The following is a 12,446-nucleotide window of genomic DNA, read 5'->3' as shown; positions in this document are numbered from 1 at the left end:
ATAGGACGAAATCTTTTTAATACGATATAAGTAATGTAAAATGGCTATGAAGAGTGCATTTTAAGTACAGAATGAGAGGTTACCAAAATGGATGGAATAATTCCAATTAATAAAGAACGAGGAATGACAAGTCACGATGTTGTTGCCAAGGTTCGTGGTATTTTAAGAACTAAAAAAGTTGGTCATAGTGGAACCCTTGATCCTAGTGTTGACGGGGTTTTACCAATTTGTGTTGGCAGAGCTACGAAAGTTGTGGACTATTTAATGGGATTTGGAAAAGTTTATCAAGGTTCAATTACGTTAGGTTTCTCGACTACTACGGAAGATCTAGATGGTGAAGTAGTTGAAACTAAAAAACTTGATGAACCATTAACGGACGAACAAATTAATCAAACTTTGACTGCAATGACAGGAACTTTAATTCAAATTCCACCCATGTATTCCGCAGTAAAGGTTAAGGGCCGCAAGTTATATGAATACGCCCGCGCTGGTGAGACGGTAGAACGTCCTCAGCGTCAAATTAAGGTTTATGATTTTGTTCAAACTCGCCCATCAATTTTTGATGCAGAAAAGGGACAACAAACTATTTATTTCAAGGTTAGTTGTGGCAAGGGGACGTATGTGAGAACTTTAGCAGTTGATTTTGGTCGTCATTTTGGATTACCAGCGGTGATGTCTGATTTAAGTCGCTTGGCTAGTGGGGGATTCAAAATTGAGGAATGCCTGACGTTATCCGACTTAGAACAAGCACGAGATGAAGATCGTTTATCGACGGTTATTCAACCTTTAGATCGGGCCTTGGATAACTTTAATACAATTACAATTTCAGATGTTGAATGGGAAATTGTTAAAAATGGAGGATTTTTGAATCGTCCGCAAACTGATGAAATCATAGCTTTAAAATATAATGGGAATATTCAGGCGTTATATCAGTATGATACAAATCGTCAAAACTATATTCCTAAAAAAATGTTGTTGGTGAGATAGAAAATGCAAATAGTAAGAATACATCATCCATATTCAAAAAAAATAATTCCAGCAGAACCTGTAGCACTAGCTTTAGGTTTCTTTGACGGTGTTCATCGTGGACACCAAGCAGTTATTAAGCAAGCTTGCCAAAAGGCCCGAGAACAGCATTTAAAGGTGGCAGCAATGACGTTTAACCATCATGCGTCGGTAGTATTTGAACAGGATCGTAACTTTAGCCCGTTAAGCTACCTAACTTCAGTAGAACGAAAAGCAGAGTTAATGCGCGAATTAGGCGTTGATATACTTTACGTTGTTGATTTCACTTCTGCATTTGGTAGTTTAAGTCCCGAAGATTTTGTTCAACAATATATGGTGGACTTAAATGCCAAAGTGGTAGTTGCAGGTTTTGATTATACATTTGGACCTGCTGAACTAGCGAACATGGATACTTTACCAGCACTAGCTCAGGGACGATTTGAGGTCATTAAAGTGTCTAAAATCATTTTAAAGAATGATAAGATCGGATCTGATAAGATTCGTGAGATGGTATCGTTAGGAAATATTGATGATGCTAATGCCTATCTAGGTTACGCTTTTCAAACGAGTGGCGTGGTGGTTCATGGAGAAGCACGTGGAAGAGAACTCGGTTTTCCAACTGCTAATATAGTTTCTAATGAAAATCAAATTACACCTGGGATCGGAATCTATGTTGTTGAAATCAAAGTAGGCGGCCAATGGTATAAGGGAATGGCATCCGTTGGCAAAAATGTAGTCTTCGGGGAAGGTCGTCCGGTTACTACTGAAATTAATATTTTAGATTTTAAAGAAGCTATCTACGGAGAGACTGTTAAAGTTAAATGGTACCATCGCTTACGAGGTGAAATTAAATTTGATTCGGTTGATGCTTTAATCGAACAACTGCATCAAGATGAAGCTGATACAAGGGAATTTTTTAACAAGTTATAAAGATGTCTGACCAAATTTGACTATAGTTGACATTTCTACAAACCTCTGGTATCTTATTAAGTGTTCTTAGCACTCCAACTTTCTAAGTGCTAAAAGAGGTGATTTTCATGTTAACAGATCGTGAGTTGTTAATTTTAGAGGAGATTGTCCGAGAGTATACTGAGAATGGTCAGCCAATCGGATCAAAAACGTTGATGAATAATCTTCCAGTAAAAGTGAGTTCGGCAACGATTAGAAATGATATGGCTAAGCTAGAAGAGATGGGTCTGATTGAAAAGATGCATTCATCTTCTGGAAGAATTCCATCTTTGATGGGATATCGGTATTACGTAGATCATTTGTTAAGCCCCAAGAAGTTAAATCAAAGTGAGGCTCAACAGATTCAAAAGGGTCTGGGGATGCATTTTAGAGAAGTAGATGACATTGTTCGAACTTCGGCTGAAATGTTATCAAATTTAACGCATTATACAGCGTTAACGTTAAAACCTGACCAAAAAGATGCGACTTTAGATGGTTTTCGAATGGTTCCACTTGGTGGGAATCAAGTGATGTTGATTTTGGTTTCTAGTAATGGCGACGTTACTAGTCAGCAATTTTCGATCCCCCGCGGAATGAATAGTGAGACTGTCGAACGCGTCTTGAGAATTATGAATGATCGCTTGATTGGCGAAACGCTTGATCAAGTTTATTATCACCTGAAAACAGATATTCCTAAAATTGTTGAGCATTATCTGCATAGTAACGACGGAATTATTGATATTTTCGAAAATGTAGTTGCGCAGTCTTCACAGGACCGTTACTTCATTGGAGGGAAGTTGAATATCCTTAATTTCTCCAAGAATGTAGATGTTAGTTCAATTAGAGGGCTTTTGACTCTATTTAATGAGAATGATCAACTTGATGGATTACTTGGAAATAATCAGAGTGACTTAGATGTAAAGATTGGCGATGAATTAAGCAATGCTTTACTAAAGGATTTTAGCTTAATCACTGCTACTTATGATGTTGGTAGTCGAGGCAAGGGATTAATTGCCATTCTCGGTCCAACTAGTATGCAGTATTCGAAAACATTAGGCTTACTTGATACATTTAGAGATCAGTTGTCTAATCGAATGCTCGAATATTATAAGCACCTTGATGATAGTTAGGAGGATTGAATTGGCAAAAGAGAAAAAAGAAGAAGTCAAAGAAGAAGAAGTTTCTGAAGCTACTTCAACAGAAGGGTCAACAGATGTTGAATCAACTAATAATGATGATTTAACTACAGAAACTCAAGCAACAACGGCTTTAGATGACATTAAAAAGGTGGAAGCTGAACGCGATGAACTTTCAGACAAGTATATTCGTGCTCAAGCTGAAATTGTTAATATGCGTCGCCGAAACGAAAAAGAACAGGCATCATTAATCAAGTATGATGGTCAAAAACTTGCAAAAGCAATTTTGCCAGCACTTGATAATCTTGAACGCGCTCTAGCAGTTGAGTCTGCTTCGGAACAACTCTTAAAAGGGGTCAAGATGGTTCAAACCGATTTGTTAAAAGCTTTGAAGGAAAATCACGTTGCTGAAATTGAAGCTGAAGGACAAGCTTTTGATCCTAATATGCATCAAGCCGTTCAGACGGTGCCAGCTGATGATGACCATCCAGCCGATACAGTTGTTCAAGTATTACAAAAAGGATATATTTTAAAAGATCGAGTGTTACGACCAGCAATGGTAATCGTAGCTCAATAAAAAAGAGGAAGAGGGATTTTAAACAATGGCAAGTAATAAAATTATTGGTATTGATTTAGGTACTACAAACTCTGCAGTTGCTGTCATGGACGGTGACAAACCAAAAATTATCACAAACCCTGAAGGAGCACGTACAACTCCATCAGTTGTTGCTTTTAAGAATGGTGAAACTCAAGTTGGGGAAGTTGCTAAGCGTCAAGCAATCACTAACCCTGATACAATTGCTTCAATCAAACGTCACATCGGTGAAGCTGGCTATAAAGTAACCGTTGATGGCAAGTCTTATACACCACAAGAAGTTTCAGCAATGATTTTAAGTTATATCAAGAAATTTGCTGAAGATTACCTTGGTGAAGAAGTAGATAAAGCTGTTATCACAGTACCTGCTTACTTTGATGATTCACAACGTCAAGCTACAAAGGACGCTGGTAAGATTGCTGGCTTGGATGTTAAACGTATTATCAACGAACCTACAGCATCTTCATTAGCTTACGGACTAGATCAAAACGGTAAGGATGAAAAGATTCTCGTTTATGATTTAGGTGGTGGTACTTTTGATGTTTCCGTTCTTGAATTAGGGGATGGCGTATTCCAAGTTCTTTCAACAAACGGTGATACACACCTTGGTGGTGACGACTTTGATCAAAAGATCATCGACTGGTTAGTTGATGAATTCAAGAAAGACAATGGCGTAGACTTATCACAAGATAAGATGGCTCTTCAACGTTTGAAGGACGCCGCTGAAAAAGCTAAGAAGGACCTTTCAGGTGTTAGCGAAGCTCAAATCAGTCTACCATTTATTTCAGCTGGCGAAGCCGGACCATTACATCTTGAAAAGACTTTGACACGTGCGCAATTTGATCAATTAACTGCTGACCTAGTGGAACGTACTAAGGCTCCAGTTGAAAATGCGCTTAAAGATGCTGGACTTTCAGCTTCTGAAATTGACGAAGTCATCTTAAATGGTGGTTCAACACGTATTCCTGCCGTTCAAGAAGCCGTTAAGAACTGGACAGGTAAGGAACCTAACCACTCAATCAACCCTGATGAAGCCGTAGCTTTAGGTGCTGCTGTTCAAGGTGGTGTGCTTACTGGTGATGTTAAGGACGTTGTTTTACTTGACGTTACTCCACTCTCACTTGGTATTGAAACAATGGGTGGTGTATTCACTAAGTTAATCGATCGTAATACAACAATCCCAACAAGTAAGTCACAAGTATTCTCAACAGCTGCTGACAACCAACCAGCTGTAGATATCCATGTACTTCAAGGTGAACGTCCAATGGCTGCTGATAACAAGACACTTGGTCGTTTCCAACTTACTGATATTCCAGCTGCTCCTCGTGGAATTCCACAAATCGAAGTTAAGTTTGATATTGATAAGAATGGTATCGTAAACGTTTCTGCAACTGATAAGGGTACTGGTAAGGAACAAAAGATTACAATCAAGAGTTCATCGGGTCTAAGTGATGAAGAAATTGATCGCATGATGAAGGAAGCTAAAGAAAACGAAGAAGCCGACAAGAAACGTAAAGAAGAAGTTGACCTTCGTAACGAAGTTGATCAATTAATCTTTACAACGGATAAGACTTTGAAAGACCTTGAAGGTAAAGTTTCTGAAGATGAAATCAAGAAGGCTAAAGATGCTAAAGAAGCTCTTGAAAAGGCTCAAAAAGATAACAATCTTGACGAAATGAAAGCTAAGAAAGATGACTTGAGCAAGATTGTTCAAGATCTATCTGTAAAGCTTTACCAACAAGCTCAAGAAGCCCAAGGGCAAGCTGCTGATGGAGCTCAAGCCAACGCTGGTGACGCTAAGACTGATGATGACAATACAGTCAATGGTGATTTTGAAGAAGTTGATCCGGACAAGGATAACAAATAAATAACCAGTAATCGTAAAAAGGTCAAAGTCAGTGACTTTGACCTTTTTGCATGATTATCTGTTAAGATAAGCTAATAGAAATCATGGAGGATGAATATGGCTGCAAATAAAGATTATTATGACATTCTAGGCGTTAGTAAGGATGCGTCTGATGATGAAATTAAGAAGGCCTATCGTAAGCTTTCTAAAAAGTATCATCCAGATATCAATAAAGCACCTGATGCCGAACAGAAGTTTAAAGACGTCAATGAGGCGTATGAAGTCTTAGGTGACTCTCAAAAACGTGCTCAATATGATCAATTTGGTTCAGCTGATCCGAATGCTGGCTTTGGTGGCGGTGGATTTGGCGGCCAAGGTGGTTTTAGTGACTTTGGTGGTGGATTCGAAGATATCTTTGGTTCATTCTTTGGTGGTGGACAACGCCAATCACCAAATCAACCACGCCAGGGAGAAGATTTGCAATACCAAATGAGCCTTAAATTTGAGGAAGCTATCTTTGGTAAGAAGACGACCATCAAGTACTCTCGTGAAGCCCTATGTAAAACTTGTGGTGGATCTGGTGCTAAAGAAGGTACTTCTCCCGTAACTTGTCATAAGTGTAATGGTACGGGTACGATTCAAGTAACCCAAAATACGCCACTTGGTAGAATGGTTCGCCAACAAACTTGTGATGTATGTAATGGTACGGGTAAGGAAATTAAAGAAAAATGTCCTACTTGTGGTGGTACAGGTCATACTTCTCAACAACACGAAGTTAAGGTATCGGTTCCTGCTGGGGTTGAAGATGGTCAACAAATGCGTCTTCAAGGCCAAGGAGAAGCTGGATTTAATGGAGGTCCTTATGGGGACTTATACATTATTTTCCAAGTTCAACCAAGCGATATGTATGAACGAGATGGTTCAGAAATTTATTACAACCAAACGATTTCATTTGTTCAGGCAGCTTTGGGTGACGAAATTGAAGTACCAACCGTACATGGTAAGGTTAAATTAAAGGTTCCAGCTGGTACCCAAACGGGAACTAACTTCCGTTTGAAAGGTAAGGGAGCACCACGTTTACGTGGTAATGGAACTGGTGACCAGCATGTTAAAGTTAAGGTCACTGTACCTAAGAAGCTTAACAGCGGACAAAAGGAAGCTTTGAAACAATTTGCTAAAGCTAGTGGTGAAGAACCTTCTGGTCATGGTAAGAGTGGTTTCTTTGATAAGTTTATGAATTAGAAAAAGTGCGTGCAAGAATAAAATCTTGCACGCACTTTTCGAGTCTAAAAAAACGCTATATAAGGGTGAGTATGTAGATTACTCATCCATCTATAGCGTTTTTTTTTAATAGTTATTATCATTCTTCTTTTCTGGTTGAGCACTAATTAAACCAAAAAATTTAAGACAGTAGATGGCACTAATACCAACTAAAACATATACAATCCTAGAAATGATTGCTGCTTGGCCTCCAAAAAGTGTAGCTACTAAATCAAATTGGAAAATACCAACTAATAACCAGTTTAAGCCACCGACAATCAATAGAACAAGTGCTATAACATCTAGTGTTTTCATGGTTGAATCCTCCTTTAGTCTCTTATTTTTGGAACAACTTAATTCTAGCAAAGTTAATTGAATATACCTAAAAATACGCTTACAAGTAAATTGATAATTTTACTACCAAATGATTCAATGACAGAAAGTTAGTTAAGAATGGCTGTTCCTAAGGTTAGGTAAGTAGCAAATAAAATCCAAAGGAAATACGGAATCATTAAGTAGGCTGCCAATTTGCTACTCTTATAAAATTCCTTGATACAAAAGAATACTAGTACGTCTAATACAAGAATGATTAATAGTCCGGTCCAACGACTACTTGCGTTGAAAAATACAATACTCCAAATAAAATTCAAGAAAAGTTGGGCAATAAATAATGTTAGGTTTGTTTTGCGGTAGTTACTCCTAACTGTGAAAATTAGGTAGCCAACGATACCAATCATTAAGTATAAAATTGGCCACACGATACCAAATAAACGATCTGGTGGTGAGAATGGTGGCAAAGTAAAGCTATTATAGATGGCTTTGATGTCGCCAGCTAATAATCCAGATAATGAGCCGATTAGTTCTACTCCAACTACCGCAATAATTAATTGAATCCATTTACTTTTGGTTTGCATAAAAATCCCTCCCTTATATTTTGTGAAACCTATCTCATTAAGGTTAGCTTACCAAAAGTAGAGGAGAGAATATAATATTTTGCTTAGGGTAGTGAAATCAAAAATAAAACTAAAGATGACATTTGCTCAACTAAAAGCTAATATTAAAGGTGTTGGTATTAAATTTTATCTGATACTAACACACACGGTGGTTCGAAATATCCTCCCGCCTCAAACTAAAACTAGGAGAGTTACATATGCACAAGATTAATCGAAATATTTCCGCTACGGCTATCATAGCGGCTCTTTACGTGGCCATTACCCTTGCACTAGCACCTATCAGTTTTGGCGTAGTCCAACTACGACTTTCAGAAATGTTCAACCATTTGGCGGCGTTTAACAAACGCTATATTTTTGCAGTTACGTTAGGGGTCTTGATTGTGAATGTATTTAGTCCATTAGGGCCCATTGATATGCTTTTTGGTACGGCTGGAACCCTAATTGGAACAACGCTAACGTACTTTTGCACACGCAAAGTTACGTCATTGATTGGTAAATTTACCATTGCGACAATTTGCCAGTTACCGGGGATGTTACTGGTAGACTTAGAAATGCACTTATACAGCAATCTTCCCATGTTTCCGACTTATTGGATATTGGCTGCGGGTGAAATTGCCTCAATGGTAATAGGCGCGTTTTTTATCTACTTAATTTCTACTAAAGTTGACTTATATAAATAAAAAAGAGGTTGAATAAATGACTTTTGAAAAAATACTACCTATTTTAAAAAATAATGGTAAAGCAATTCGTGAACAGTGGGATAGCGATGAAGAATTTATCTTAGTAGTCAAAGATCAAAAATTTAATGGTGTTCCCGTAACTCCCTATATGTTAATTAAAACGACTAGCGAAGGCTATTCTAGCTTTGCACCTACCGTTTGTGACGTGTTGGCAGACGATTGGAAGGTCGTGGATTAATTGGTTAATTATCCTGAGTTAAAGAATAAGTATGTTTTACTTACAGGAGCTAATTCTGGCATTGGGCTTGCTCAAGCTCGCGAATTTTTGGGTCAAGGTGCAAAAGTAATCGGACTCGATTGCAATGTAGATCAAATGCAACAACTAAAAGCAATATATACGACCAATTTTGGTTATTACCAAGTGGATTTGACTGATGAAAAACAGTTAGATACGGTAATTGGTAAGATAAGTAAAGTAGACATTTTATTAAATACGGCTGGGGTACTTGACGATTATCAGCCAATTGAAACTACTTCGATCAATTTATGGCAGAAAATTCTGGCTACAAATGTTACAACAATGTTTAATGTAACTAAAAAGATTTTACCGCTGTTAGCTGAAGGTAGCGTTATTGTTAATATGGCTTCAATTGCTGGAATGGTTGCTGGCGGTGGTGGTATAGCTTACACAACGTCAAAACATGCCGTTATTGGATTTACTAAACAATTAGCACTAGATTTGGCTGAGCGAGGAATTCGAGTGAATGGCATTGCTCCAGGATGTATTGATACACCGATGAATGCAAAAGATTTTGCAAATGGTGGGGAGATGGCTAAGTCTGTCGCTAAAGAAGTGCCTATAAAACGCTGGGCTGGAGCTGAAGAAGTTGCCAGAGTTGCTACATTTTTAGCTAGTAATGGGGCAAGTTACTTACAGGGAACAATTATTCCTGTTGATGGTGGCTGGATCACAAAATAATTTAAAGCTTTTCAACTTTAGTTGGAAAGTTTTTTTGTTAAAAAGTATATTTTTAGTTTACATTTTAGCTTTTAAAACGTTACTAACTATGAGTACATCTTTTTAATCATAGGAGGTGCCTTAATGGCCAGACCAACAAAAGCGGGCTTAGATTATTTTCCATTTGACGTTGATTTTAATGTAAATGAAAAAACGGAAGCTATTATGGGAGAATTTGGAGCTAAAGGAGTTTTAACCACGATTTTTATCTTTTCAGCGATTTATAAAAGGGGATATTTTTTGGAGTGGACACCACTTGTTAAAAATAGCCTTGCAAATCGAATTGATGGAGTTAATAGTAAATTGGTAGAGCAGGTAGTTAACCGCTTGGTTGCTTACGGGACCTTTGATGAGGAACTGTTCAACTCGGCTAAGGTTTTGACAAGCTCACGTATTCAGACCACGTATTTAGAGGCGACTAAAAGAAGAAAAGCGCCAAGACCCACTCTATATTGGTTAGTCGATGAAATTGAGACCGAGATTAATGTTGTCATTAATCCACAAAGTAAAGGAAACAAAAATAAATTAAATCAAAGTAATAAAGACCTTAATTTAATTAAAGGCGGCTGTGTAAATGATCCAATTCCAATGGTAAAACTTACTTAAATTACTAATATGAGATAGAAAAATATTGAACAGCTTTAACACCGTTAGTAACAAAAAGAAACTTAAATGACAAACATCCAGCTTTTATTGTTATAAAATGAAAATTATAAGGCATAAGGCCTTTTACTTGTTTATATTATTTAGCTTTGATAACATTAATTTTACTTAGTTAGGGAAGGAGGCGTGAACAGATGGGACTTATTTGGACATTGATTGTAGGTGCTATTATTGGTGTTATTGCCGGGGCTCTTACAAGTAAAGACATGCCTGCTGGTTGGATTGGCAATATTGTTGCTGGTTTGGTTGGTTCTTGGCTAGGACAAAGCTTATTGGGTACTTGGGGACCTTCATTAGCTGGTATGGCTTTAATACCATCAATTATTGGCGCTGTTATTCTAGTAGCTATAGTTTCTTGGATTCTAAAAGCTACACATAAGTAATTAGCTATTTTATATAATATTTTGAGGATGATTCTAAATAGAATCGTCCTTTTTATTTGGATAAAAATTATGAATGATTAATTGTTAGAGCAAATTAAAAAGTACCTTAAAATTTATATTTCCTCCTGGACATAAATTTTAAGGTACTAGCTTATTAAAATTTTAATTATTTACCCTTGATCATTGTGTAATTTGGGGTCAGCAGGTTTAATATGTGGGATGCTACTCATAGCTTCAGGATTTTCTTGATATGTGAATTTTTCTCCATCTCTTGCGATTTGTCCCTCAAAAGCTTTTGAACCATCACCATCTGAAAAATTCATCAGAACATGACTAAATTCACTATGTTCAATGTCTTTCATATCACCAGGCACGATGACTCCATACTTCTCTTCAAGTTCTTCTTGTGCCTTCATAAATTGAAGTTGGTGTTGAGTTTCGCGGGCTAACAGGAACTTCAACATATCACGAATACCTTCATCTTCAGTCATAGAATAGAGTCGGCTGACTTGTAACCTAGCCTCTGATTCTCTGACGACATTAAATCGCATATCAGCAACTAAATTACCACTTGATGTTACATAGTCTGCATTCCATGCTGAGCCATTGGGATTATTTAGGCTAGCATTTAAACCATGAACTAGAGCGTGTTCTGGGTCCATACCTGCCATAGTTACTGCTAATGATGGATCTCTTTTTAAATCTTCAGCACTAAATGGTGCTTCTTCAAGTAAATATCCAATCATTGTTGAAATCATTTCAACATGAGCTATCTCTTCTGTACCAGTATCTAATAATAAATCTTTATATTTTTCATCACCAGTTGATGCCCAACCTTGCGAAAGATATGACATCATCCCTGTAGTTTCCCCCCATTGTCCACCAAGCGCCTCCTGTAAGCGTCTGGCCATGATTGGGTCTGGATGATTTGGTTTGGCATTGTATTGCAGTTTTCTTGTATGTTTAAACATAAAGACACCTCTTTCTTAAGTGAAAAACGAAGTTACATTATATAAAACAACATAGTACAGGAAGAAATATATCATGATTGTTTATTTAAACATAATAATATGTTTTGAAACATATATTCATAATGTTAGCGGGATTAAACGATTATTATTGAGGGACAGTATTAAGCTAAGATTTAAAATGTTTAGAAAATACGGTGAAGGATTTAATTAGAAATACTATTTTGGGGTATAAGTAAGACTTTATAAATTTTACAATATATTCAGATATCGGTTTTTTTAAATTAGATTTTTATAGAGATAAATTTTTAATTCCACTAACGGAATCGAACCGTTGCAAATCGCCAGAGTGGAAAAGTATTACTTTATATTGGACTACTCGTAACAGTTATTAGCATTCACTTCAACTATTTTTACTACTCATATTTAAAGGATTTAGTTGATTTAGTCAGAGATTAAAAAACAACGTATCAATTACGTTGTTTTAAATGATTATTATTGTCTTAGATTACACGAGGACATTCGTAAAAATCGAAGTTTGGTGAATCAAAGTCAGGACTATATGTACCATCGGATTCTTTTAAAAGTTTATAGTTTGATGATACTTTTAAATTACCGGGCGTTATTTCTGAAACTAATATTAATCCGTTTGAATATTCATGCCTAGCGTATAAACGATTTTTAGATCTATCGATAATATCTACTCGAGGCAACTCGTTCGGAGTATTTATATTCATTTTTGATGCACCTTCTCAAATAGATATTATACAAGAAAAGATAAAAATGTTTAGTAAAAAAGGTTATTACCAAGAAATTTATTTAATTGGAACTAAAGTAGTAATAAAAATACCGACTAATTTTTTATTTCTGTAACATAGCTCAATATATCCAAGTTTTTCAAGCGAAACTAAAGCTTCAACAAATGTTTGATTATCTAAATTAGAGCGTTGGCGAATTTTAGAAGGATCTACAATAGTAGGTCGTCTCGTAT

Annotated in this window: 14 protein-coding genes; 11 read left to right on the top strand and 3 right to left on the bottom strand. The window is 36.7% G+C overall.

Features of this window, described 5'->3' with window-relative positions:
- The first annotated feature begins 87 nt into the window (after positions 1-87).
- The 6 genes from truB (at position 88) to dnaJ (ending at position 6,772) form a co-directional block, all read left to right on the top strand.
- On the top strand, positions 88-987 hold the full coding sequence (gene truB, locus HFC68_RS01340) for a tRNA pseudouridine(55) synthase TruB (RefSeq protein ID WP_011673323.1): 900 nt from the start codon (positions 88-90) through the stop codon (positions 985-987).
- Positions 988-990: 3 nt separating this feature from the next.
- Complete coding sequence (ribF, locus tag HFC68_RS01335; RefSeq protein ID WP_011673324.1) at positions 991-1,935, top strand: riboflavin biosynthesis protein RibF; 945 nt, start codon at positions 991-993, stop codon at positions 1,933-1,935.
- 107 nt (positions 1,936-2,042) lie between these two features.
- Positions 2,043-3,083, top strand: a complete 1,041-nt coding sequence (hrcA, locus tag HFC68_RS01330; RefSeq protein WP_002833622.1) for a heat-inducible transcriptional repressor HrcA — start codon at positions 2,043-2,045, stop codon at positions 3,081-3,083.
- 10 nt (positions 3,084-3,093) lie between these two features.
- Positions 3,094-3,666 (top strand): nucleotide exchange factor GrpE, encoded by a 573-nt coding sequence (grpE, locus tag HFC68_RS01325; RefSeq protein ID WP_011673325.1) that lies wholly within the window; start codon positions 3,094-3,096, stop codon positions 3,664-3,666.
- A gap of 25 nt (positions 3,667-3,691) precedes the next feature.
- Positions 3,692-5,551, top strand: a complete 1,860-nt coding sequence (gene dnaK, locus HFC68_RS01320; protein ID WP_011673326.1) for a molecular chaperone DnaK — start codon at positions 3,692-3,694, stop codon at positions 5,549-5,551.
- 96 nt (positions 5,552-5,647) lie between these two features.
- Positions 5,648-6,772, top strand: coding sequence for a molecular chaperone DnaJ (dnaJ, locus tag HFC68_RS01315; protein ID WP_002833625.1), 1,125 nt, complete (start codon positions 5,648-5,650; stop codon positions 6,770-6,772).
- Between the two features lie 105 nt (positions 6,773-6,877).
- On the opposite strand, the gene HFC68_RS01310 is transcribed toward dnaJ, so the two are convergent.
- Together HFC68_RS01310 and HFC68_RS01305 are read right to left on the bottom strand one after the other, a co-directional pair.
- Entirely contained in the window at positions 6,878-7,105 is a 228-nt protein-coding gene (locus tag HFC68_RS01310) for a DUF378 domain-containing protein (RefSeq protein ID WP_002833626.1), read from the bottom strand.
- A gap of 128 nt (positions 7,106-7,233) precedes the next feature.
- Entirely contained in the window at positions 7,234-7,704 is a 471-nt protein-coding gene (locus tag HFC68_RS01305; RefSeq protein WP_011673327.1) for a TspO/MBR family protein, read from the bottom strand.
- Between the two features lie 236 nt (positions 7,705-7,940).
- On the opposite strand from HFC68_RS01305, the gene HFC68_RS01300 reads away from it, so the two are divergent.
- From HFC68_RS01300 to HFC68_RS01280, 5 genes are all read left to right on the top strand, one after another.
- Positions 7,941-8,423: a QueT transporter family protein gene (locus HFC68_RS01300; protein ID WP_011673329.1), complete on the top strand. Its 483-nt coding sequence runs from the start codon at positions 7,941-7,943 to the stop codon at positions 8,421-8,423.
- 16 nt (positions 8,424-8,439) lie between these two features.
- Positions 8,440-8,661 carry a DUF2829 domain-containing protein gene (locus tag HFC68_RS01295; RefSeq protein WP_011673330.1) on the top strand — a complete coding sequence of 74 codons (222 nt, stop codon included), beginning with the start codon at positions 8,440-8,442 and terminating at the stop codon, positions 8,659-8,661.
- Positions 8,662-9,402 (top strand): 3-oxoacyl-ACP reductase, encoded by a 741-nt coding sequence (locus tag HFC68_RS01290; RefSeq protein ID WP_011673331.1) that lies wholly within the window; start codon positions 8,662-8,664, stop codon positions 9,400-9,402.
- A gap of 123 nt (positions 9,403-9,525) precedes the next feature.
- Entirely contained in the window at positions 9,526-10,047 is a 522-nt protein-coding gene (locus HFC68_RS01285) for a DUF4373 domain-containing protein (protein ID WP_002833631.1), read from the top strand.
- A 191-nt stretch (positions 10,048-10,238) separates the two neighbouring features.
- Positions 10,239-10,487, top strand: coding sequence for a GlsB/YeaQ/YmgE family stress response membrane protein (locus tag HFC68_RS01280; protein ID WP_002833632.1), 249 nt, complete (start codon positions 10,239-10,241; stop codon positions 10,485-10,487).
- A 170-nt stretch (positions 10,488-10,657) separates the two neighbouring features.
- On the opposite strand, the gene HFC68_RS01275 is transcribed toward HFC68_RS01280, so the two are convergent.
- Positions 10,658-11,458 (bottom strand): manganese catalase family protein, encoded by an 801-nt coding sequence (locus HFC68_RS01275; protein ID WP_002833633.1) that lies wholly within the window; start codon positions 11,456-11,458, stop codon positions 10,658-10,660.
- Positions 11,459-12,446: the final 988 nt, after the last annotated feature.

The organism is Pediococcus sp. EKM201D (assembly GCF_011800215.1).
Lineage (GTDB): Bacteria > Bacillota > Bacilli > Lactobacillales > Lactobacillaceae > Pediococcus > Pediococcus pentosaceus.
The sequence above is the reverse complement of the archived record's forward strand: the minus strand, read 5'-3'. Positions and strand labels throughout refer to the sequence as shown.

What these genes read in the sequence shown, in the direction of transcription:
- HFC68_RS01285 (WP_002833631.1), top strand. Translation starts at nt 9,526, where the DNA reads ATGGCCAGACCAACAAAAGCGGGCTTAGATTATTTTCCATTTGACGTT.
- HFC68_RS01275 (WP_002833633.1), bottom strand. Translation starts at nt 11,458, where the DNA reads ATGTTTAAACATACAAGAAAACTGCAATACAATGCCAAACCAAATCAT.
- dnaJ (WP_002833625.1), top strand. Translation starts at nt 5,648, where the DNA reads ATGGCTGCAAATAAAGATTATTATGACATTCTAGGCGTTAGTAAGGAT.
- truB (WP_011673323.1), top strand. Translation starts at nt 88, where the DNA reads ATGGATGGAATAATTCCAATTAATAAAGAACGAGGAATGACAAGTCAC.
- HFC68_RS01280 (WP_002833632.1), top strand. Translation starts at nt 10,239, where the DNA reads ATGGGACTTATTTGGACATTGATTGTAGGTGCTATTATTGGTGTTATT.
- HFC68_RS01305 (WP_011673327.1), bottom strand. Translation starts at nt 7,704, where the DNA reads ATGCAAACCAAAAGTAAATGGATTCAATTAATTATTGCGGTAGTTGGA.
- HFC68_RS01295 (WP_011673330.1), top strand. Translation starts at nt 8,440, where the DNA reads ATGACTTTTGAAAAAATACTACCTATTTTAAAAAATAATGGTAAAGCA.
- hrcA (WP_002833622.1), top strand. Translation starts at nt 2,043, where the DNA reads ATGTTAACAGATCGTGAGTTGTTAATTTTAGAGGAGATTGTCCGAGAG.
- dnaK (WP_011673326.1), top strand. Translation starts at nt 3,692, where the DNA reads ATGGCAAGTAATAAAATTATTGGTATTGATTTAGGTACTACAAACTCT.
- HFC68_RS01310 (WP_002833626.1), bottom strand. Translation starts at nt 7,105, where the DNA reads ATGAAAACACTAGATGTTATAGCACTTGTTCTATTGATTGTCGGTGGC.
- HFC68_RS01300 (WP_011673329.1), top strand. Translation starts at nt 7,941, where the DNA reads ATGCACAAGATTAATCGAAATATTTCCGCTACGGCTATCATAGCGGCT.
- ribF (WP_011673324.1), top strand. Translation starts at nt 991, where the DNA reads ATGCAAATAGTAAGAATACATCATCCATATTCAAAAAAAATAATTCCA.